The organism is Streptococcus mitis, from assembly GCF_946190065.1.
GTDB classification, from domain to species: domain Bacteria; phylum Bacillota; class Bacilli; order Lactobacillales; family Streptococcaceae; genus Streptococcus; species Streptococcus mitis_DE.
Genome location: NZ_CAMHZD010000004.1, coordinates 120,059 through 142,866 on the forward strand (window position 1 = coordinate 120,059; position 22,808 = coordinate 142,866).

Genomic DNA, 22,808 nt, shown 5'->3' on the forward strand with positions numbered 1-22,808 from the left:
CTTTCCTTATGATAAATCTTTTTTCAATAGTTGATAAAAATCTGCTAGAGATTTCAATTCCTTAGAAGCCTTCATCTTGTCTTGGTAGTCTTCCTTGTGGCTTAGTAAGTGAGAAATCTTCTCTTCCAGACTATCCAAGGTCAAATCATTTTCTTGAAGCTCTTCTGCATAGCCTTTTTTAACAAAGTAGACTGCGTTCTCAATCTGGTCTCCACGACTTGCTTCACGACCAAGTGGTACAATAACATGTAATTTTGCCATCGCCAAAAGCTCAAAAATCGTATTGGCACCGCCTCGTGTCACAACAATATCAGCCAATTCCATTAAGGGTTGATAGAGATTTGTCACATAGTCAACACGAAAAAGATTTTGGCTCAACTCGTTCAGGCTAGAATCTCCAGTTAAATTGATAATATTGTAGCGCTCTGTCAGTTCTTTCTTATGGTCTGTCACCAATTGGTTAAAGACACGAGCACCTGCAGAACCGCCAACAAACAATACAGTTGGCAATTTTGGATTAAAGTGAGTTTGAATATCCACCAATTCATCTGGTTCTGGATTTTTTTGGTCTGAAACCTTAGTCACTGCTCCCACATGCTCAACCTTAGACAAACTTGAAGCTTGTTCAAAGGTTGAATACATCTTCGTAGCAAATTTATAGGCGATTTTATTGGCCAAGCCCATAGATAGGTCCGATTCGTGAATAAAGACAGGCACTCCTGAAACACGTGCTGCGATAACTGGCGGCACTGAGACAAAACCTCCCTTTGAAAAAAGAGCCTGTGGACGAAGTCGTAACATAATAAAGAGCGACTGAACAATTCCCCAGCCAACTTTGAAGACGTCCAGCATATTTTGCCAAGAGAAATAACGACGCAATTTTCCAGTCGCAATAGAATGGAAGGTGACATCCAAACCTGACTTGAGGATTTCTTGGTGCTCGATGCCACGTTTATCTCCGATATAGTGGACTTCCCAGCCATCTTCGATGAACTTGGGCATTAACAAAAGGTTGAGGGTCACGTGTCCAACCGTCCCCCCACCTGTAAAGACAATTTTTTTCATATTATTCCTTTAACTCCGCTACTGTGTCGATAAAGAGGTCGCCACGTACTTCAAAGTTAGCATACATATCCCAGCTAGCATTGGCAGGACTGAGAAGAACCACGTCTCCTTGAGTCGCAAGTTCATAGGCCTTGCGGGTCGCATCTGCAATATCAGTCGCATCCACATATGCCACACCAGCCTTATCTGCTGCCCGTTTGACACGTTCTGCAGACTGACCGAGGATGACCATCTTCTTGAGTCCAGTAATGTCTGGAACCAATTCGTCAAACTCATTGCCACGGTCCAAACCACCTGCAATCAAAATGACCTTGCTGTTGTCAAATCCTGACAAGGCTTTTTGAGTAGCCAAGATATTGGTTGACTTGCTATCATTATAGAATTTGACACCCTTGATTTCATCCACAAATTGGAGACGGTGTTTGACACCTCCAAAGGCTGAAAGAGTTTCTTTGATGGTTTGGTTATCCACACCACGAAGCTTGGCTACAGCAATCGTCGCAAGGGCATTTTCCACATTGTGGCTACCTGGAACTCCGATTTCATTCGCTGCCATGACAACTTCCCCACGGAAGTAGAGTTGACCATCTTCCAGATAAGCTCCATCAACCTTTTCCTGTGTTGAGAATGGTACAACGGTAGCTTGTGTTTTTCTTGCCAATTCTTTTGCCAAATCTTGGTTAAAGTTCAAGATAAGGAAATCATCCGCTGTCATCTTGTTCTGGATATTCCACTTGGCTGCTACATATTCCTCAAAAGAACCATGATAATCAATATGAGTTGGCATGAGGTTGGTAATAACTGCAATCTCAGGATGGAATTCTTGAACGCCCATCAGTTGGAAAGAAGAAAGTTCCATGACAAGAGTGTCCTTGTCTGACGCAGTTTGGGCCACTTGACTAGCTGGATAGCCGATATTCCCTGATAAAAGACCATGTTGCCCAGCAGCAGTCAAAACTTCCCCAATCATAGTCGTTGTGGTTGTTTTACCGTTCGAACCAGTAATACCGATAATTGGCGCTTCTGAAATCAAGTAAGCCAATTCCACCTCAGTCAAGACTGGAATTCCCTTGGCCAAAGCCTTTTCAATCATGGGATTGCTGTAAGGGATGCCTGGATTTTTCACCATGAGGGCAAACTCTTCATCCAAGAGTTCCAAAGGATGACCACCTGTGATAACCTTGATCCCTTCTTCCAGCAAACTTTGCGCAGCTGGATTGTCCTCGAAAGGTTTTCCGTCATTTACTGTCACAATGGCACCTAGCTTGTCCAACAAACGAGCTGCAGATTCACCAGACTTAGCCAAGCCTAAAACAAGGACTTTCTTATTTTTAAATTGATCTATTACTTTCATGTCACAAACTCCATTTCTACTCTTACTATTTTACCATTTTTATGGAAATAATTCTAAACGAAAATGCTCAGATTGGGCATTCTAACAAGCAAAAAGAGAGCCGAAACTCTCTTTTTATCTTTTTTTACTTTTATTAACCGACATGAGGGTAATATCTCGCAAGCTAAAGTATGCTAAGAAGAGCATGGCGATTGCGATAAAGAATTCTGTCGGTAGCTGAAAGATTTGCAGGACAGACAACATGAGCAAAATCAAAAGTGCTACGAAAGCAAAGACGACAAGGACGATATTAACTGTCCCTTTAATGCTTTCTGGTGTCGCAAATACATAGAGTAGTAATAAGAGGAGTCCTATGATTAAATAAACCATCTTTATCTCTTTCTAGCTCTTATTCAGCTGATTTTTTCTTCTTGTTAGCTTTCTCACGCTCTGCCTTGTTAAGGATTTGTTTACGCAAACGGATAGACTCAGGAGTTACTTCCATGTACTCATCGTCGTTCAAGAACTCAAGAGACTCTTCAAGTGTCAAGATACGAGGTGTCTTAATAACAGCTGTTTGGTCCTTAGTAGCTGAACGAACGTTGGTCATTTGTTTTGCCTTAGTGATATTAACTGTCAAGTCATTTTCACGAGAGTTTTCACCGATGATCATTCCTTCATAAACCTCAGTACCTGGGTTGACAAAGATAGTACCACGTTCTTCGATAGACATGATTGAGTAAGTTGTAGCCTTACCAGCATCGATAGAAACAAGGGCACCACGATGACGACCACCAATTTCCCCTGGAATCAATGGCAAGTATTGGTCGAAGGTATGGTTCATGATACCGTAACCACGAGTCATTGACAAGAACTCAGTTGAGTATCCGATCAAACCACGCGCTGGAACAAGGAAGACCAAACGAGTTTGACCATTACCAGTTGAAATCATATCCAACATTTCACCCTTACGTTCAGAAAGGCTTTGGATAACAGACCCTTGGTATTCTTCTGGAGTGTCGATTTGAACACGTTCAAATGGTTCACATTTAACACCATCGATTTCTTTTACGATAACCTCTGGACGAGATACTTGAAGTTCATATCCCTCACGACGCATTGTTTCGATAAGGATTGACAAGTGCAATTCTCCACGCCCTGAAACAGTCCATTTATCTGGTGAATCAGTTGGGTCAACACGAAGGGAAACATCTGTTTGCAATTCTGCCTGCAAGCGTTCTTCTACCTTACGAGAAGTCACCCATTTACCTTCTTTACCAGCAAATGGTGAGTTGTTGACCAAGAATGTCATTTGAAGAGTTGGCTCATCGATGTGTAGGATTGGAAGAGCTTCAACTGCATCTGTCGGAGTGATTGTTTCACCGACAAAGATATCTTCCATACCTGAAACAGCAATCAAGTCACCCGCTTTTGCTTCTTGGATTTCACGACGTTCCAAACCAAAGAAACCGAAGAGTTTTGTAACACGGAAGTTTTTAGTTGTGCCGTCAAGTTTAGAAAGGGTAACTTGGTCCCCAACCTTTACAGTACCACGGAAGACACGACCGATACCGATACGGCCAACGAAGTCATTGTAGTCCAAAAGTGATACTTGGAACTGCAAAGGCTCATCTGAGTTATCTACTGGAGCTGGGATGTGGTCGATAATCGTGTCAAAGATTGGTGCCATAGTCGCTTCTTGGTCAGCTGGATCATCTGACAATGAAGAAGTTCCATTGATCGCTGAAGCATAAACCACTGGGAAATCAAGCTGGTCATCATCTGCACCAAGCTCGATGAAAAGTTCCAATACTTCGTCCACTACTTCTGCTGGACGAGCTGATGGTTTATCGATTTTGTTGACAACCACGATTGGGACAAGGTCTTGTTCCAAGGCTTTTTTCAATACGAAACGAGTTTGTGGCATGGTTCCTTCGTAGGCATCTACGACCAAGACAACACCGTCAACCATTTTCATGATACGCTCAACTTCTCCACCGAAGTCCGCGTGTCCTGGTGTGTCCATGATGTTGATACGAGTTCCGTTGTAGGCAACGGCTGTATTTTTAGCAAGAATGGTAATTCCACGCTCTTTTTCGATATCGTTTGAGTCCATAGCACGCTCAGCCAATTCAGTACGTGCATCAAGCGTTTCTGATTGTTTCAATAATTCGTCAACAAGGGTTGTTTTACCGTGGTCAACGTGGGCGATAATCGCAATGTTACGGATATCTTCTCTTAATTTTGTCATGATTTCCTCTATAATATTCAAAATTTATTTTCTAACTGAACGATTATACCATAATTTCAAGTAAATAACATAATTCAAGCAAGTGTAAATGTTTTCACTCTGCTTTTCTTTTCACGTCAAGCCTTTTCAAAGCAAGCGACTTATGATAAGATAGGCACAGTATGCGTTTAGATAATTTATTAGCCCAAGAAAAAATTAGCCGAAAGGCCATGAAACAAGCACTACTCAGAGGGGAAATTCTAGTCGATGGTTGCCCAGCCCGCTCCCTAGCTCAAAATATCGATACAGGACTACAAGAGCTCCTTTTTCAGGGTCGAATCATTCAAGGTTACGAGCACACCTATCTGATGCTTCATAAGCCTGATGGTGTCGTTACAGCCAATAAAGATAAAGAGCTCCCTACCGTCATGGATCTCCTTCCGCCTGACATCCAATCTGACAAGCTCTATGCCGTCGGCCGACTGGACCGAGATACGACAGGACTCCTCCTCTTGACCGATAACGGCCCTTTGGGATTTCAGCTCCTCCATCCCCAATATCATGTCGATAAGACTTATCAAGTTGAGGTTAATGGACTTCTAACACCTGACCATATCCAAGCCTTTCAAAAGGGAATTGTCTTTTTAGATGGCACTGTCTGTAAAGCTGCAAGACTAGAGATTCTATCTGCAAGTCCTTCCCACAGCCAAGCCTCTATCACCATTTCAGAAGGAAAATTTCATCAGGTTAAAAAAATGTTCCTCTCAGTTGGTGTCAAGGTTGTCTCTCTCAAACGAGTTCAGTTCGGTGACTTTACATTAGACCCAGAACTAGCAGAAGGGCAATTCCGTCCCTTGAATCCAGAGGAATTGGAAATCATTAAAAACTATTTAGAAAAAAGTGGATAAAAGAAAAAGCTTTATTTTTAAAGCTTTTTGTTCATTGCTTATCTAAAAAATACTGCGACGGCTACAATCCAGTTAAGTACAGAAACCACAAGTCCTACGATGTTGAGAATTTTTTCTGTTTTATAGTCTAGTCTAGATTCTTTTTGGTATGAAAAAGCCAAGACCAATCCTATGATCCCCAAAATCAGGCCTACAATTGGAAATAACAAACCAAGAATAATCGACAAAATACCCACAAAAAGTGGATTTTTCTTCTTTTCTTTCATGTTCTAAGAACTCCTTAAATTTTATACAAATTAATTATACTATAAAACAATAGCTTCATCCTATCATTCGACTAATTTGGAAATAAGGTTAGCTAGTCTTCACTTTCCCTTTCCAAGAATCCAAACCATAAGAAAGGATATAAATCTCAGAAAAACCTTGTTTTTTCAAGTAAAGGGCTGCATTTGTGACACGTTGCGCACGTTGGTTTTCGTAAAGAAGGACAGGTTTATCCTTACGAAGAGCTGCAAGACTAGTCTTCAACTGACTTGAAGGAATATTGCGGGCACCAAGGATATGTTTTCTGTGGAATTCAGCAGGATCGCGCAAATCAATCAATTGACCCGTACGAATCAAGGCTTCAAACTCCTCATTGTCCACAATTTTAGCCGCACGGCGAATACGAAGATAGTTAAAGCCCATCCACGCCAACATTGCTAGTATAAGTGCCCACAAAATCCAAGTAACCATTAGTTCATTTCTCCATTTTTCTCAGTATAATCCAATTCTACCTTGTGCTCTCTGCGAAGAACCGCTTCTGCTTCTAGATAGTCTAATTTGTCCATCAACCCTGCATCGTAAATCCGAGAGAGTTCCAACTTCATCAGTTCAATATCATATAAGCGTTTTCCCATATAAACAATAATACCAAATCGTTTGAGGAATTGCTGCACATCATAGAATGTTTTCATAAGACTCATTCTAGCAAAATTTTGTGTTTTTTTCAAGAAGATACTCACACAATGCACCTGATTTTCCTATCTTCTTTGGCGATTCTGACGCAAGTGTGGTACAATAAAAACATGAGAATTCAACAATTACACTATATTATCAAAATCGTCGAAACTGGCTCCATGAATGAGGCAGCCAAGCAACTCTTTATAACCCAGCCGAGTCTTTCCAATGCTGTGAGAGATTTGGAAAATGAAATGGGCATTGAAATCTTTATCCGCAATCCCAAGGGGATCACTTTGACCCGTGATGGGATGGAGTTTCTCTCTTATGCCCGTCAGGTTGTCGAGCAGACCCAGCTTCTGGAGGAACGCTATAAAAATCCTGTCGCCCACCGTGAACTCTTTAGCGTTTCCTCTCAACACTATGCCTTTGTGGTCAACGCTTTCGTCTCTCTGCTCAAGAAAAGCGATATGGAAAAATACGAGCTCTTCCTTCGTGAAACTCGGACTTGGGAGATTATAGACGACGTCAAGAACTTCCGTAGTGAGGTCGGTGTCCTCTTCTTAAACAGCTACAACCGTGATGTTTTAACCAAAATGCTGGATGACAATCACCTGCTGGCTCACCATCTCTTCACAGCGCAACCGCATATCTTTGTCAGCAAGACCAATCCTCTGGCAAAAAAAGATAAGGTCAAACTAGAAGACTTGGAGAACTTCCCTTACCTCAGCTATGACCAAGGAACTCATAACTCCTTCTACTTCTCTGAAGAGATTCTCTCGCAGGAATACCACAAAAAATCTATCGTAGTCAGCGACCGTGCAACCCTCTTTAATCTCTTGATTGGTTTAGACGGTTATACCATCGCAACAGGAATTTTGAACAGCAACCTCAACGGAGACAATATCGTTTCTATCCCACTAGATATTGATGATCCTATCGAGCTGGTCTACATTCAGCATGAGAAAACCAGCCTATCTAAGATGGGCGAACGCTTTATCGACTATCTCCTAGAAGAAGTTCAGTTTGATAGTTGAGAAATGATAAGAACCAATATGTAGGCCAGCAATAACCTGCACATTGGTTCTTTTTATTTATAATTAAAAATTCCCCCTGCCAGCTTATCAGCAAGTTTAGGAAAGAGGGTATAAAACTTATGGGCTAGGTTCAACAACATCGGTAGATTGAGTTCTCGTTTGTTTTTTCCTATAATCTTGACAATCTTTTTAGCTACTGCATCTGGTTCCAGCAGGAAGCGTTCAACTGACTTGAGATAGATTCCATCTGGGTCGGCTTGGTCGAAAAATCCTGTACGGATTGGTCCTGGATTGACTGTTGTTACATAAACACCATAAGGCATCAGTTCGAGGCGTAAGGCATTTGAAAAACCAATAGCCGCAAACTTGGTAGCTGAGTAAAGACTGGACTTAGCAGTCGCTATCAAACCTGCCATACTGACGATATTGATGATATGGCCTTTTCGGATTTCCTTCATACGAGTCGCAAGGCGTCGAGATAGATTCATCAGGGCAAAAGTATTGACCTCGAACATCTGGTGAATATCTTGGTCAGAAATCTGGTCAAATTCCTCCAGAATCCCGTAACCAGCATTATTAATCAAAACATCAATCTTGCCATAGCGGAGATAGAGGTCTGCTAGCAGAGTTTCTAAGGCTGAGTCATCAGTAATATCGATTTCAACCAATTCTGCTTGTGGGTGGTTTCCATAGAGTTGAGCTAATTTTTCCTTATTTCTACCAAGCAAGATGAGTTGGTCATTTGGCAGGAGTTTGACCATTTCTTGGGCTAGACCACCGCTAGCTCCGGTAATGAGAATAGTAGACATACTGTTCCTTTCTCAATCTTTTAGATTTCCACTTCTTCCAAGTCTTTGACGACATGGACATTTTCAAAAACACTAGCCGCATCTTTCTTGAGCTTGCTGATATCTTTTGAGAGAAAACGCGCACTGATGTGGTTGAGCAAGAGGCGTTTGGCACCTGCTTCTACTGCTACTTGTGCAGCTTGCATGTTAGTAGAGTGGCCATGGTTACGAGCAATTTTTTCATCGCCCTTGCCATAAGTGGATTCATGGACAAGGACATCGGCATTAACAGCCAGACGCACACTGGCATCCGTTTTTCGAGTGTCTCCTAAAATAGTGATAATCTTACCCGGACGGGGAGCTGAGATATAGTCAACTGCCTTGATTTCAGTACCGTCTTCAAGAACAACATCCTGACCATTTTTGATTTTTCCAAAAAGTGGGCCAAATGGGACACCAGCATCCTTGAGCTTTTCAGCATCCAAGGTTCCCTCAAGATCCTTTTGCATGACACGGTAACCAACACAGAAAATAGTGTGGTCCAACTCCTCTGCATAAACTGTAAATTTATCGGTTTCAAGGATTTTCCCTAAAGAATCTTGGTCAAACTCATGAAAATGAATGCGATAAGGTAGACGAGAGCCTGACACACGAAGGCTGGTTAAGACAAACGACTTGATTCCTTGCGGTCCATAAATTTCCAAATCTGTCTGCTCTTCATTGGCTTGAAAGGCACGGCTAGAAAGGAAACCTGGCAGGCCAAAAATGTGGTCTCCATGCAGGTGGGTGATAAAGATTTTGCTGACCTTACGTGGTCGAATTGTGGTTTCAAGAATACGATTTTGCGTACCTTCTCCACAGTCAAAGAGCCAAACTTCGTTAATCTCATCCAAGAGTTTCAGGGCGAGACTGGAAACATTGCGGGCTTTAGAGGGCTGGCCAGCCCCCGTTCCTAAAAATTGAATATCCATTCGATACTTTCTAATTAATCAATATATAACAAGGCAGTGCGGTTTTCCGATCGGAAATAACGCTTGCCAGAAAAAGCTCTAGCTTCTTGCAGTAAATCCTCTTGGCTGTAGCCTTTGAGACGCTTACGACCGTCAGCCAAGTTTTCCAAATCAGTCAAAGCTGTGAGATTTTCCACACTAACAACTTCCTCGTCCCCGACAGCCTTCATGTAAATCTTGCCAGACTCCTCAAATACTAGCTGATGAGGGAAAATTTGCGCAATTTCAAAGAGTAAGTCATCCGAGATTACCTCTTTATTTTCAGAGAAAATCCGACCAAGACCCTCACTCTCATAACAAAAACCAAAGGATTTACCAGACAGATTAAGCCGAATAAAAGGCTTATTTTCTATGGTGAAACTTGGTTCAACATTGTAAAGATTCAGTTCCTGACTGAGTTCCGCAAAATAATCAGTCGCAGCTTGAGGACTCTTTTTCTGGTAGAGTTCTGCAAAATAAGCATTGACAACGCTGGGCGGAGGTGTAATAAGTGCCAACTGCTCTTGCTCTGTTTTACCAGCTAGAAGTTGGTCCAGATAGACCTTATCTAGACTTGTATAGCCTCCATATTTTAGAGCCAAGGTTTTGATATCAGTCATAAAATTCTTCTAACCTCCATTTGTTTTTCTCAGAAATGTAGCCTCTAATCACTTCGCCGTCCTCCTGATAATCACGTTCTTCCAAAATCGCAACACTTTCTAAATCATGAATCTTGTAGGACTTAGAAAAAGGCACGCGCAAGGTAAAAGATTCAAAAATATCCTTGATTTTCTCTAAAAATAGTGCCTGCAAGTTCTCGCGACTATCCTCAGACTTGGCAGAAATGAGGTCATAAGGAGTTTGGGTCGGCGTAAAATCTTCGACCAAATCCGCTTTATTATAAAGGGTCAGGCGAGGAATATCCTCCATGTCCAAGTCTTTCATGATGGAAAGAACCGTTTTTTCATGCTCCTCGTGGTAAGGATTGCTGGCATCAATGACATGAACCAGAAGATCCACATGCTTGCTTTCTTCCAAGGTTGACTTAAAACTGGACACCAACTCTGTCGGCAAATCTTGGATAAAACCAACCGTATCAGTTAAAGTCACCTGTAGATTCCCCCCCAGATGGATACTCTTAGTCGTCGCATCTAGAGTTGCAAAAAGCTCGTCTGCTTCATACTGTGTCTTACTGGTCAAAGTGTTCATGATAGTTGACTTCCCAGCATTGGTATAACCAATCAAACCAATCTTAAAGGTGCTAGACTCCAGACGTTTTTCTCTGACAGTCGCCCGATTTTTCTCAACCACCTTGAGCTGGCGTTCGATATCTGTGATTTGATTGCGAACGCTACGACGGTTCAGCTCCAGCTGGCTTTCACCAGGTCCACGGGAACCAATTCCCCCTGCCTGACGACTGAGCATAATCCCCTGACCAACCAAACGAGGCAAGAGGTATTTGAGCTGGGCTAGGTGAACTTGGAGCTTCCCTTCATGGCTTCGAGCCCGCATGGCAAAGATATCCAAAATCAACTGCATACGGTCAATAACCTTGACACCCAGAACTTCCTCTAGATTGACATTCTGCCGTGGAGTCAAGCGGTTATTGACGATGACAGTGGTAATTTCTTCTGCATCTACCATAAGCGCAATCTCTTCTAACTTACCAGAGCCGACGAAGGTCTTGGAATCATATTTTTCACGTTTTTGTCTATAGCTATCTACAACGACTGCCCCAGCTGTCTTGGCTAGACTGGCCAATTCTTCCATAGAGAGGTCAAAATTGTCCATGCCCTGCAATTCTACACCAATGAGCAGGACCCGCTCCTCTTTTTTCTCCGTTTCAATCATCTAAAAACTCCTCTATCTGGCTTAAAATGCGGTCTTTTACACCAGCTTCTCCAATCTGATAAAAGGTGACCTGCATACGATTACGGAACCAGGTCAACTGACGCTTGGCAAAACGGCGGGTCGCCTGTTTGAGACTCTCACTAGCTTCCTCCAAAGTCTGCTCCCCACGAAAATACGGAAAGAGTTCCTTGTAGCCAATGCCCTTGGCTGCCTGCACATCTGGATAATGGGCAAAGAGCCACTTAGCCTCATCCAAAAGCCCAGCCTCAAACATTAGATCTACTCGGCGATTGATACGCTCATAAAGCTGACTGCGCTCATCGTCCAAGCAGATAATCAGCGGTTCATATAGACTCTCTTTATTTTCCAAATCCTGACCAAAATGGGCAATTTCCAAGGCACGCATCGCACGACGACGATTAAACTGGGGAATCTCAAGGTCTGCTTGCTCCACCAAATGGGCTAATTCCTCATCTGAATATGGCTCCAAACTAGCTCGATAAGCTAAAATCTCCTCATGAGGAGTCTCACCACCTAGGTGGTAGCCTTCAAGCAAGCTCTGGATATAAAGCCCAGTCCCACCAGCAATAATAGCTAGCTTGCCACGGCTTTGAATATCCTCAATAGCCTTCTTAGCTTCTGAAACAAAATCAAAAGCCGAGTAAGACTCGGTTACCTCTCTAACATCGATTAAATGATGAGGAACAGCTGCCTGCTCTTCTGGACTAGCCTTAGCCGTCCCTATATCCAGACCTCGATAGACTTGCTGGCTATCTCCACTAACCACTTCGCCATTAAAACGCTTTGCAACTTCGATGGCAAGGGCTGTTTTTCCAACTGCAGTCGGTCCAACAATCACAATTATTTTTGTTTTCATCTTTTTTCCTTGAAAAATTCCCATTTTTTCGTTACTATTATTATAACACAAAAAGGTCAGTCAGAAAAATGTGACCTCTTGAAGGGGCTGGCTGATTAAGAAGATAAAGGAGGAAGACTCATGGCTAAAGGATTCGCTAAAGGTCTTGTAACAGGTGTCGCAGGAACTGTCGCTGCCGTCGCAGGTGCAGTATACGCATTTAAAAAGAAAGTGATCGAACCAGAGGAGCAAAAAGCAGCTTTCATCGAAGAAAATCGTAAAAAAGCAGCTCGTCGCCGCGTATCACGTTAAGAAATAAAAGAAGTTGGGATTTATTGTCTCAACTTCTTTTTTCTATTCTTTTAAATAGCTAGGTCAAACTTCAACTGCGGCTTAACAGGATCATAATCCACCAACTCAAAATCTTCTGCTTTGATATCAAAGAAATTAGTCCCATCAGGAACATTCAAAACCAAGCGTGGTTGGCAGTCAGACGGTTCACGACGAAGCAATTCCTGAGCTTGTTCAAATTGATTGTCATAGATATGGAGATTGTTGATGAAATAGAAGAACTTCCCAACCTTCCAGCCAAAATGCTTGGCAATCATCATTTGAAGAGACACATACTGCATAGCATTAATGTGGTGGGCCACCAGCATATCATTAGAGCGCTGGGTCAAGGTCGCATCCAGATAGATTTCACCATCAACACGGCGGACATCAAACATAGTCTGAAAGGCGCATGGGAGCAACCCATCTGTTTCTTCAAAAGCTTGATAATCCCAGAGCGAAATGATATTACGGCGGTTCCAAGGATTGGCTTCCAACTGCTTGAGAAGCTTGTTAATGATATCGTGTTTCTTAACAACGGCACCATAGCGCTCACCGATGGTTCCTGTATCCCCCACTTCCCAGTCATTCCAGTAGTGAACATTGTACTTGTTATTCAGTACTTCTAAGCTATTAGACTGATCTTGGTAAATCCAGAGTACTTCCTTGATAGCTGATTTGATGGCAATGGGACGTAAAGTTGTGATGGGAAATTCTCCCTTGGCCAAGTCATACTCTGCAAAAACACCCGTTACGTACTTGGAATTGGCAACAGTTCCATCCTTATACTTGGGACGTGCTTGCTCAGAAAAGACACCGTCTTTGAGGATTCGTTCAATATTCTCTTTAAAAATCGTATCTGCTTTTGTCATTTACTCTCACCTCATTTATTGTCCTAACTAGTATAGCATAAAAAAGAAAAGAGGAACATTACTAACTCTAGGTTAGCATTTTTCCTCTTTTATTATTTTATTGCAATACAAGCGATGCTGCCCCGATAACCCCAGCGTCATTTCCTAGAGTTGCAAGAGCTAATTTAGTAGATGTGCGCACTTGTGGGAAGGTATTTTCGTCGTAGACTTTTTGAACACCTTGTAGAAGGAATTCTCCTGCAGCTGACACACCACCACCGATAACAATTGTTGATGGGTTTAGGATTGAACCAATGTTGGCACAAGCGATTCCCAAGTAACGTGAGAAGTTACGGTAAACGATCAAGGCAAGGTCATCTCCTTCTTTTGCAAGGTCAAAGACTGTCTTAGCAGTTACTTCTTCTCCGTTATCAATCAAGCGTTTCAAGGCTGCATCGCCTTCGTATTCATCGGCATAGCGACGAGTCAAGTTAACAATCCCTGTTGCAGAAGCGACTGTCTCAAGGCAGCCTTTCTTACCGCAAGTACATGCGATTGGTTGGTCAAAGTCAACAGTGATGTGGCCAAGTTCACCTGCTGCACCAGCAACACCGTGAAGCAATTTGCCTTCTGCGACGATACCGCCACCAACACCTGTACCAAGTGTCATAAAGACAACATCCGGTTGGTTATCACCAGCACCCATCCAGCGCTCACCAAGAGCTGCCACGTTGGCATCATTATCGATGAAAAATGGAATGCCCAAGGCTTTTTCAATTTTCTCTTTAATTGGTTGAAGGGTTTTCCAGTTCAAATTGTAGGCACCAATAACAGTCCCGTTTTCACGATCAACCACACCTGGTGATCCCATTCCAATACCTTGGAAGTCCGCTGCTACCAATCCAAGCAAGTCCAAACGATGTTGAATAGACTCAATCATATCATCAACGATATGACTTCCCTCATCCAAAATATTAGTCTTGATAGACCATTTTTCTTGGATTTCTCCTGCTGTTGTTAAGATTGCAAATTTGATAGAAGTTCCACCAAGGTCAATCCCAATAATCTTTTGACTCATCATATTCTCCTTTTTCATTGTGCAGTAATTGAAAATGCTTACAGTACTAGTATAACAAAATTCAGTTCCTTATGCAAAGGTTTGCATTAACTTTCTGGATTTTATTCTGACTTATGGTTTCCAGAGACCTGAAGCATCGACATAGTAACGTCCGCCATCAACTCGCTCATTCTTAGCCATTTTGCCATCCGATTTCAAATAGTAATTTCCTTGCCATGCATTGCGAGCATAAGAACCATCTGATTTCAAGTAATACCAGGCTTGGTAAGAAGAGTCATAAACCCATTCACCTTGTGCCATTTTACCGTTTGATTTAAGGTAGTAAGCTCCTTGCCATGCATTCTTTGCATAAGATCCATCTGATTTCAAATAATACCAAGCTTGATAGGAAGTATCATAAATCCATTCGCTCTGTGCCATTTGACCATCCGCTTTCAGATAATAGCTTCCCTGCCATGCATTTTTTACTGGATTTCCATTTCCATCAAAATAGTACCAAGCACCATCCTGCTTAACCCAACCACTTGTTGTTGCTGAACTTGTATTGTTTTGAGCCGCAGTTGATTGTTTTGCTTTGAAAGCACCTTTTGGGGCATTTTTCAATTCACAAGCCACACCATCATGATCACGGTCTAACTTGGCAGAATAACCGGGTTCTCCCTCATGAATATCTGAGTATCCATTCGCCCAAGCCTCTTTACAACTAGAAAAATGAATGTTTTCTTCTGCTAACACAGGTTGTGAAAACAAGGCTAAAACTGGCAAGGTTGCCAGACTCATTTTTAAAAATAGACGTTTGTTCATTTCTTTCTCCCATAATTATGATATCGATTTCACTATTATTTTATCAAACTTATTTCAGCAATTCAAGGAAACTTCTGATCTTTTCTACAAACTCCTTTGGTTTTTCCTTATTCAAGACATGAGGACCGTCAGGGATAATCTGAAATTGAGATTTTGATATTAGTTTATGAAGACTTCTCATAGAACTAAGATTCGGTTTATCTTTGCTGCCACAAATTAGTAAGGTTGGATAGGGGCAAATCCCCGCTATATCCGTTAAATCAAGTGTCTTCAACTCTTCAGAAACTCCGACCATAAGAGCTTTGTCTGCTCCCTGTTTTTCAAATACTCTTTTGGGAAGTAATTTAAATATCAGCAACTGAACATAAAATAGGATATTCCCTGATAATTTTAGCGGGCATCCTGACAGAACCAAAGCTCGAAGATTTGGTAAATCATAACTGGAAAGTTCTAGTGCCAGGGCAGCACCTAAGGACAATCCAATCAAAACAAAAGATTCTGTCTCTTGAGCTAGGTGCTGATAAACTCGCTCCTTGACTTTTTGATAGCTGTTAACTTCAGAAGAAGATAACTCGATAGCCTCAGAAGGATAATCTGTTAGTATATCCCGAACTTCTTTCCAAGACTCTGCTGACTGCCCTAAGCCGTGTAAAAATATCAGTTTCACCTACTTCTCCTGTAAGATTAACTCATACAAGCCTCTCACTGCATTACAGCCGTAAATAGCTTCAGCTTGGTCTATGTCTGCAAAGGTCAAGACTTTCTCTTCTAGCTGTCCTGTTTCTAACAAATGCTGACGATAAATTCCTGGCAAGATTCCAAGTCGGATAGGTGGCGTGTAAAGTTTCCCATCAATCTTCAGAACCAAATTTCCGATAGAGGTTTCAAGTAATTCTCCTCTTGTATTATGGTAAATCTTCTCGTGTTTTCCTAAATTCAAATGCGGTCGGTGAGTGGTTTTAAAGTAGATAAAGGCTTGTTGCAAATTTGCTTCCTGAAGGCAAAGTTTTGCTTGGCAGAAGGTCGGACTGAGAGGTTCCAATGCTTGACAATCAACTGCTATCTCTCCAGATTTGCTAAGGCTAATTCGCAAGCGGTAGTCTTGATTAATGTCACAAGCCTGACACTCTTCCTCTATCTTTTGTTTCAAGTCTTCTACATCAAAAGAAAAGGCAAAATAACGACCAGCTTTTCTTAGTCTTTCTATATGTTGTTCTTCAAACAACAAGTTCTTCTTGCTGATTTTCCCAGTAGTAATTAGCTGAAAACGAGCTTGTTTCCGATAGAGAACGGCTGCCTTTTGATGAACCTCGCGATATTCAGATTCCCAAGTGCTATCCCAAGTAATGCCACCACCCACTCCATAGATGGCTTTCCCTTGATTCAGTTGAATGGTACGAATGGCGACATTGAAAATCCGTCGTCCATTTGGAAGCAAGAGACCAATCGTTCCACAGTAGACTCCACGCGGTTGTGGTTCCAACTCCTTAATAATTTCCATAGTCGCTATCTTAGGAGCTCCTGTGATGGATCCACAAGGAAAGAGAGAGCGAAAAATGGTAACCAAGTCCACATCTGCTCGCAACCGACTTTTGATGGTCGAAGTCATCTGCCAAACAGTTGAATACTGCTCTACCTGACACAGATGCTCCACATGCTCACTGCCCACTTCAGAAATACGGTTCATATCATTGCGCAAGAGATCCACAATCATCATGTTTTCAGAGCGATTTTTAGGATCCTGCTCCAACCAACTGGCCTGCTCCAAGTCTTCTTGGTCAGTCATGCCACGCTGAGTCGTTCCCTTCATTGGTCGCGTTGTCAACTCGCGGTCATTTTGCTCAAAAAAGAGCTCTGGACTCATGGATATCACTGCCATCTCGTCATGTTCAACATAGGCATTGTAGCCCGCCTCCTGCTCTACCACCATACGATTGTAGATGGCAAAAGGATTGGCACTTAAGTCCTGCTTGAGTTGGACAGTGTAGTTGACCTGATAGGTGTCACCCTGCCGCAAATGATGGTGAATCTGAGCAATCGCCTTTTCATAATCCTCTGAGGACGTCACTTCCTGCCAATTTGAAGGTAAATCAACCTCATCATAAGTCAGAGGAATAGGGGATGTTTCTACCCTATCATGAACTGTAAAATAAAGCAGGTACTCTGCCAATAAAGGAGCTTTATGAACTGCTAATTTCTCCTCAAAAGCAGGTGCAGCCTCATAGCTGACATAGCCCACCACATAGTAGCCTTGCTCTTGGTAACTTTCCACTTGTGCCAGCAAATCTGCCACTTCTGCTATATCTCTCGTTTTTAACTCTTTAATCGGCTGGGTAAAGATGTATCTCTCCCCCAAAGCCCTAAAATCAATCACTGTTTTTCTATGCATATTTCAAGTATAGCATAAAAAGGCAGATCAAGAAAAACTTAATCTACCTTTTTACTCATCTATTTAATACAATCTATGCTTTAAAAAGATTTCCTGCAAATCCATCTGATTTCTGCAAGAGTTGTTTGTAAACTTTTTCTTTGAGTGCAACTGTTTGATAAGTTCCGCTAATCCCACTGGATAAAAGAATTGGAATAATAGCATCATAATGATGGGATAATTCACGGAATAATTCAATTGTTTCACCAACTGCTGGTTGTGAACTCGTTGGAAATACCTCTGATTTTTTACTTTTTCATAGAAATCGGCAGTTGTCAAATCTTGTTCTTTACGATAACTTTCTTGTCCAAAAATAACTGATAGTGGCAATACATGAATATCCCACTCACGGCGTTCTTCTGGTGTCAAATACGCAGTACTATCGGTTACGATCGCAATTTTCCTTTTCTTAAAATTAGCAATCACGTTGCTTTCTGTAGTATACCAAAAATCTATATTAGGGGCAAACCTGGAAATTGGAAGAAAAAAGAAAAAGGAGCCAGGCTTTCACCTAAACTCCTTAACACTAAAATTTTATTTTGCGAAAACTTCTTCTTTAAAACTATTTGTAGCTTGTAATAATTTTTTAAAGACTTTTTCTTTCAGTGAAACTGTGTTTGTATATGATTCTTTGTTTGTTCTAGCCATTTCTTCCTTATCTTTTTGAACTGCTTCTTGGAATAGTGTTTCCAATTGCGCATATGATGAAATGGTTTTTCCGTCTATCTCAAATTCATGTATCCCATTTTTAGCTTGGGCTACAACTTTTTTGAAATATGCTTTCTTCCAATCTTCTAAAGTATGGAATTCACCTTCAGAAATTTTTTCAATAATATAGCTATCACTTAATACTTTATTTTCTTTTCGAGCTTCTGCACTATATTTATTTGATGCATAACCGACGAACCCTTTTTCATATCCATAGTATCCCCACAGACGGAATGTATTGTGTTTAAATGATAACGCTCCTGGAGAACCTTCACTCGTATTTCCACCATAGATTCCTCCGGTAATTCGAACATTGACATATGCTGTTTGGAAGTCTTCCGGTTTATATAGACCATGGAAATCCCGATTTGTAATGAAATTGTTCGTAATTAAATCATCGACAGAATTTAGTGGTACTTGTTTATCAGTATCATTCAACGGACGAACATTGTCCCATTGATCTTTAGAGTTAGCTGGATTTCGTAGTTGTTTGTCCATCTTCTTGAACCATTTGTGTTTTAATGCTGTATCCTGCTGTTTAACAACCGTATCCCCTTCTAAATAATCCAAGAGCATTAACGTATCATTATAGCCTTTCATATAATGATCAATTTCCTCACGTGATCTTAATTCGTTTGGATTTGTATTATACCATTGATTTCCATCGTTTGGACGAATGTAGGCCATATTCAATCCTAACGCTCCATAATCTCCTTGGTGCCCAATTTCAGAAGGCGATTGTAACATCCCTTGAGCGAACGCTTCAACATTGGTTCCTGGACGATGTCTCCATCCTCCCAAGTAAGCCATACGGTCATTAACGTGTGTCGTTTCATGCGTAAATGCTGAAATCCCGAACGGACTAATCATATTAGTAAGCATAAAGAATACTGATGCTTCAGGTCTATTTGGATCATCATAGATAGATGCCATTGCCCCCATACGTGTATCGGTATTGTGATATGTTCCTGTTGGTCCGAATACTTCTCGAACCGGTGCAATTTCTGTTCCTTTATCTGAATATCCTAATCGATTTACAGAACCGCCTGGATATAATTGATTATCCCATACCGGAGTTGGTACTATATTTTTACTCTTCAACAGACGTTCTCGAACATTTGGTAACGCTAGTCGAGACCAGAAGTCTAAGTACGCTTGTTGGGCTTTAGCTACCTTATCAATTTCCGATTTAAATGCATTTCTTTCATCTTCCGTCATCTTGCCATATTTCTCAAATGAACTATAAGCTATTGTATTATAAGTTGAAATTAGGAACATATGCGCATTTTTTAAGTTTAGAAGCGGTAAAATCATCTTAGAATGGGTACCATTATTCAATCCATCATAAGCACGATGTTTCTTATCTTTAAAATCTTCCGTTGTTGTCTCAGGTTCTACAACATAAACATTTTTTGCTGAGTGAATAAACCAATCATTAAGATCAGTATCTTCTGTGAATAGACGCATATTATAGTTTAAGAATCCGTTTAACTCGCCTATACCGATAGTTCCACCGATAGTTTCGCGATAAGCTTCTAAAGTTCTATCACCTTTAATGTTACTTTCTTTAGAACCAACTTTAATCAAGAAGTCTAACGCACTAATATTCTTACCATAGAAATCAGGTTTAAATAACATCAATTCTTTAATGTTGATATCATCAAAGTTAACCCCATAATATCGGTTTAAGTAGACCATCCCTAATAGAATCGCAGCTTTATTCTTCTCAACTTTATCAAGAATATATTGACGTCCTGCTGCTGAATCATTTAGTTGGTGATCTTCATTTTGAACTAATTTTGTTACAAATGCTGTTAATTGATCTTTTACTTCTTTGAAGCTTTCTTCTAAGAAAAGATTTTTAATTTCGTTTTCTTTATTTTGATTCGTTTTATTCAAATGCTTGTAAATTGTATCCGATTGTAGTTCAATTGGACTTAGTTTAGCTAAAATTCCATCAATTAGAGCATTGTGATCTTTTTGGACAATATTCGGAGTGAATTTAATTCCTAAATCCGTCACGGTATATTCTTTTACATTACTCAATCCTTCCGAACTTGCGGATAAACTCAAGTATTCTTTCGTTCCATCTGAGTAATGAACAATAATTTTATTTGCTTCATCTAAGTTGGTAACAAATTTATGATCCTTCATAGGTGTAACAGAAAGAACATCTTTTGTATTTAGAGCATGATCTTTTGCTAATGTATTCGCTTGATGAACAATATATTCCTTATTATAGAATGGCATGAATTTGTCCAAATTAGCATACGCTTTTGCGTAATCCACCTTATAGTCTTGAATGTTCGCGTATGATTTTTCATGGTTTAGCGCATCCACTGGATTTAGTTCGCTCTCTTGAGTTGCAGCTGTAATGTTATAGCTGGCAACTTTGGCGTCCGCTTCTTCTTTTGTTAATTCCACTTGCTTTTTCGGATATTGCAGGAAGGATTTTTTCCCTTCACTAACTCCTGCAACACTATACAATTGATTGATTTGTGGATGAGCATCCTCGTTTTGGATATCATCAGTTCCAAACAACATCTCTCCATGAACCACTTTTGCATAACTTACATTATCTCTAACTGTTCCATAAGGCCAAGTTTTACTTGAAATCGCTCCAGCTCCAATTGGATTTGTAATATTTAAAGTCCCTTTCGCAACAGATTGCGTTAAACTTCCTTTTTGTCCTATTAAATGATCTCCAATCATACCATAGTCAATTGTAGGAACTAACATACTTCCGCGAAGTCTATTTCCTGTAATATCTGCATCTGCATAAGCTCTTTTAACTATTCCACGATAATTTCTTAAAGCAATACCAGCAATTTGGTTGTTTGCTCCAGTAGAATGCAATTTACCGATAAATGCTACGTTCTCAATCTTTGTATTTTCTTCTAAATTGTTTACAAATCCTGAAACGTTATTTCTACCGATGACTCTACCTGTTACTTTAACATTTTCGATTGTAGTAGATCCTTTAATAACTCTTGCAATTGTAGATACATTATCTTGTGTAGGAACATTAATGTCTACATTTTCAAAACTGATATTTTTAACAGATCCATTTTTAATAGTGTCAAATAATGGATGTTCAAGATTACTAATTGAATAATGTTTTCCATCTACACTTAATAATTTACCTGTAAATTCATTTGTAACGTAAGAATTTCCGTTAGGAGTTACATTTCTAGCGTTAATCGTTTGACCGATACGGTATTCTCCTGCTGGATTAGTTTGAATCGCATCTACTAATTCTTTGAAATCATAATACACATTATCTACATGTGTTTTTGGCTTTTCAATATAGTGAATATATTCGTTGGTGAATGTAGAATCTGTTCCTCTATCCACTAAATTATCCGCAACAGCTGTAACCTTATAAACAGGAACGCCATTTACTGTTGTTTCTTCAACATTTTTAACAGCTAACAATGTTGTTTTATCACTATCTGAAGTGAATTTTAAGTAATAGTTACTTAGATCTGTCGGTACAGCTTTCAAAGCAGATTCATTCGCTTCTGCCCCATTTTCATATTTGATTAAATCTGTACGTCTCGTATTTTTAATCTCAACTTTTTTAAGGTCAATTCTTAGCGGCTCTTCCTTCAGAACTTCTTCCTCATCACCCTCACCACGGTCATAAACCATCTTCGTTTCAAGTTTATAATCTTTGTAGTACTGTAAGTCTGTCAAAGAAGCTGTTAGATCTTCTGGTGAAACATTCAATTTCTTCACAATCTCGTCACCTTTTTTCAGAGTTAGGGTGATAGATTTAATGGCTGCCTTACTTGGATTTTCCAAATTATAACGAATTTGAGATGATCGTTTCAAATCATTAACATCAACAAGTGACAAACTTAAGATTGGTTTTTCAAAGTTTTTAGTTCCTAATTTGACGATACGATCTTGGTCTAACTCCAGAACATGTTCCACAATTTTAGGTGCTTCTTCAGTTTTTAAACCTTTGATAGTTTTGTAAGTCTTGGTAACTTTTTTCTGTCCATCTTTTCCTTCTTGGACAGTAACTCTTTCACCTTTTTTCAGTTGGTCATCTTCTTTAACAACTTCCTTAAATGGAATCTTTTCAAGACTTTCTTCTACCAGAGTTCCTTCAATTGGTTTTGTCCCACGACTTATTTTTTTAGTGACTGGTTCTTTGACGACAGTGGTTGTTGTATTTAAAACTTGGTCAGTCTCCACACCTTCGAGAGTCTTATAAGTCGTTTTGGTAATTTTACTACCCTTTTCTCCATCTTGGACTACAGTTTCTTCATCCGTATATTTGGTTGGATCCTCGATAATTTCTGTCTTATAGTCAATCTCAGTAGTAGTTTCTTTCGTAACCGCGCCCTCAGTTACTTTATATTCAGATAACTTTTCTTGAACTAAAGATTCTCCTTCTTTACCTGGTTCTTGAGTGCCTTTAGCCTCAACCTTTCCTGTATATACTGTTTGCGGTTCTTGAACTAAAGACGCGCCCTCTTTACCAGTTTCTTGAGTGCCTTTGGCTTCAATTTTTCCTGAATATACTGCTTGCGGTTCTTGAACTAAAGACGCGCCCTCTTTACCAGTTTCTTGAGTGCCTTTGGCTTCAATTTTTCCTGAATATA

At 40.4% G+C, this 22,808-nt stretch carries 21 protein-coding genes and 1 pseudogene; 3 read left to right on the forward strand and 19 right to left on the reverse strand.

Going from position 1 to position 22,808, the window contains the following annotated elements; genetic code table 11:
- Positions 1-6 precede the first annotated feature (6 nt).
- The 4 genes from OCF96_RS03165 to typA all read right to left on the reverse strand — a co-directional run bounded on the left by OCF96_RS03165 (position 7) and on the right by typA (position 4,649).
- Positions 7-1,065, reverse strand: a complete 1,059-nt coding sequence (locus OCF96_RS03165; RefSeq protein WP_261446300.1) for a UDP-N-acetylglucosamine--N-acetylmuramyl-(pentapeptide) pyrophosphoryl-undecaprenol N-acetylglucosamine transferase — start codon at positions 1,063-1,065, stop codon at positions 7-9.
- A gap of 1 nt (position 1,066) precedes the next feature.
- Positions 1,067-2,419, reverse strand: coding sequence for a UDP-N-acetylmuramoyl-L-alanine--D-glutamate ligase (murD, locus tag OCF96_RS03170; RefSeq protein ID WP_261446303.1), 1,353 nt, complete (start codon positions 2,417-2,419; stop codon positions 1,067-1,069).
- Positions 2,420-2,533: 114 nt separating this feature from the next.
- Positions 2,534-2,788: a DUF3165 family protein gene (locus OCF96_RS03175; protein ID WP_261446304.1), complete on the reverse strand. Its 255-nt coding sequence runs from the start codon at positions 2,786-2,788 to the stop codon at positions 2,534-2,536.
- A gap of 19 nt (positions 2,789-2,807) precedes the next feature.
- Positions 2,808-4,649, reverse strand: coding sequence for a translational GTPase TypA (gene typA / locus OCF96_RS03180; RefSeq protein WP_000164111.1), 1,842 nt, complete (start codon positions 4,647-4,649; stop codon positions 2,808-2,810).
- Between the two features lie 161 nt (positions 4,650-4,810).
- Here typA and OCF96_RS03185 point away from each other — a divergent pair, with 161 nt between their 5' ends.
- Complete coding sequence (locus tag OCF96_RS03185; RefSeq protein ID WP_261446312.1) at positions 4,811-5,536, forward strand: 16S rRNA pseudouridine(516) synthase; 726 nt, start codon at positions 4,811-4,813, stop codon at positions 5,534-5,536.
- Between the two features lie 38 nt (positions 5,537-5,574).
- Here the strand turns inward: OCF96_RS03185 and OCF96_RS03190 are convergent, their stop codons facing one another.
- From OCF96_RS03190 to OCF96_RS03200, 3 genes are all read right to left on the reverse strand, one after another.
- A complete protein-coding gene (locus OCF96_RS03190) occupies positions 5,575-5,802 on the reverse strand; it encodes a hypothetical protein (protein WP_000660077.1) in 228 nt (75 codons plus the stop codon).
- 88 nt (positions 5,803-5,890) lie between these two features.
- Positions 5,891-6,271, reverse strand: a complete 381-nt coding sequence (locus OCF96_RS03195; RefSeq protein ID WP_000259256.1) for a rhodanese-like domain-containing protein — start codon at positions 6,269-6,271, stop codon at positions 5,891-5,893.
- Positions 6,271-6,540, reverse strand: a complete 270-nt coding sequence (locus tag OCF96_RS03200; RefSeq protein WP_261446319.1) for a YqgQ family protein — start codon at positions 6,538-6,540, stop codon at positions 6,271-6,273. The genes OCF96_RS03195 and OCF96_RS03200 overlap by 1 nt, the downstream gene beginning before the upstream one ends.
- A gap of 63 nt (positions 6,541-6,603) precedes the next feature.
- Between OCF96_RS03200 and OCF96_RS03205 the strand changes: the two genes are divergently transcribed.
- Positions 6,604-7,512, forward strand: coding sequence for a LysR family transcriptional regulator (locus OCF96_RS03205; protein ID WP_049487917.1), 909 nt, complete (start codon positions 6,604-6,606; stop codon positions 7,510-7,512).
- 53 nt (positions 7,513-7,565) lie between these two features.
- On the opposite strand, the gene OCF96_RS03210 is transcribed toward OCF96_RS03205, so the two are convergent.
- The 5 genes from OCF96_RS03210 to miaA are packed head-to-tail and all read right to left on the reverse strand — an operon-like array spanning position 7,566 to position 12,017.
- The gene (locus tag OCF96_RS03210) at positions 7,566-8,321 is read right to left on the reverse strand and encodes an SDR family NAD(P)-dependent oxidoreductase (RefSeq protein WP_261446321.1); all 756 of its coding nucleotides are present in this window, start codon (positions 8,319-8,321) and stop codon (positions 7,566-7,568) included.
- A gap of 20 nt (positions 8,322-8,341) precedes the next feature.
- On the reverse strand, positions 8,342-9,271 hold the full coding sequence (gene rnz, locus OCF96_RS03215; protein ID WP_261043750.1) for a ribonuclease Z: 930 nt from the start codon (positions 9,269-9,271) through the stop codon (positions 8,342-8,344).
- 14 nt (positions 9,272-9,285) lie between these two features.
- On the reverse strand, positions 9,286-9,909 hold the full coding sequence (locus OCF96_RS03220; RefSeq protein WP_261446324.1) for a cystathionine beta-lyase: 624 nt from the start codon (positions 9,907-9,909) through the stop codon (positions 9,286-9,288).
- Positions 9,902-11,140, reverse strand: a complete 1,239-nt coding sequence (hflX, locus tag OCF96_RS03225) for a GTPase HflX (RefSeq protein ID WP_261446329.1) — start codon at positions 11,138-11,140, stop codon at positions 9,902-9,904. The genes OCF96_RS03220 and hflX overlap by 8 nt, the downstream gene beginning before the upstream one ends.
- Complete coding sequence (gene miaA, locus OCF96_RS03230; RefSeq protein WP_261446331.1) at positions 11,133-12,017, reverse strand: tRNA (adenosine(37)-N6)-dimethylallyltransferase MiaA; 885 nt, start codon at positions 12,015-12,017, stop codon at positions 11,133-11,135. The genes hflX and miaA overlap by 8 nt, the downstream gene beginning before the upstream one ends.
- Positions 12,018-12,137: 120 nt before the next feature.
- Between miaA and OCF96_RS03235 the strand changes: the two genes are divergently transcribed.
- Complete coding sequence (locus tag OCF96_RS03235; RefSeq protein ID WP_001051780.1) at positions 12,138-12,308, forward strand: DUF3042 family protein; 171 nt, start codon at positions 12,138-12,140, stop codon at positions 12,306-12,308.
- Between the two features lie 50 nt (positions 12,309-12,358).
- Here the strand turns inward: OCF96_RS03235 and OCF96_RS03240 are convergent, their stop codons facing one another.
- The 7 genes and pseudogenes from OCF96_RS03240 to OCF96_RS03275 all read right to left on the reverse strand — a co-directional run.
- Positions 12,359-13,198 (reverse strand): thymidylate synthase, encoded by an 840-nt coding sequence (locus OCF96_RS03240; RefSeq protein WP_261121261.1) that lies wholly within the window; start codon positions 13,196-13,198, stop codon positions 12,359-12,361.
- Positions 13,199-13,295: 97 nt separating this feature from the next.
- Positions 13,296-14,255: an ROK family glucokinase gene (locus OCF96_RS03245; RefSeq protein WP_261121262.1), complete on the reverse strand. Its 960-nt coding sequence runs from the start codon at positions 14,253-14,255 to the stop codon at positions 13,296-13,298.
- A 117-nt stretch (positions 14,256-14,372) separates the two neighbouring features.
- A pseudogene (locus tag OCF96_RS03250) lies at positions 14,373-15,059 on the reverse strand (excalibur calcium-binding domain-containing protein); the annotation flags it as partial.
- A gap of 49 nt (positions 15,060-15,108) precedes the next feature.
- Entirely contained in the window at positions 15,109-15,726 is a 618-nt protein-coding gene (locus OCF96_RS03255) for an alpha/beta fold hydrolase (RefSeq protein WP_261446345.1), read from the reverse strand.
- The gene (gene pabB / locus OCF96_RS03260) at positions 15,727-17,448 is read right to left on the reverse strand and encodes an aminodeoxychorismate synthase component I (protein ID WP_261446348.1); all 1,722 of its coding nucleotides are present in this window, start codon (positions 17,446-17,448) and stop codon (positions 15,727-15,729) included.
- A 63-nt stretch (positions 17,449-17,511) separates the two neighbouring features.
- Positions 17,512-17,913 carry a DegV family protein gene (locus OCF96_RS10240; RefSeq protein WP_474104221.1) on the reverse strand — a complete coding sequence of 134 codons (402 nt, stop codon included), beginning with the start codon at positions 17,911-17,913 and terminating at the stop codon, positions 17,512-17,514.
- A gap of 108 nt (positions 17,914-18,021) precedes the next feature.
- A partial coding sequence (locus OCF96_RS03275) for a ZmpA/ZmpB/ZmpC family metallo-endopeptidase (protein WP_261446356.1) occupies positions 18,022-22,808 on the reverse strand: 4,787 nt, incomplete at its 5' end.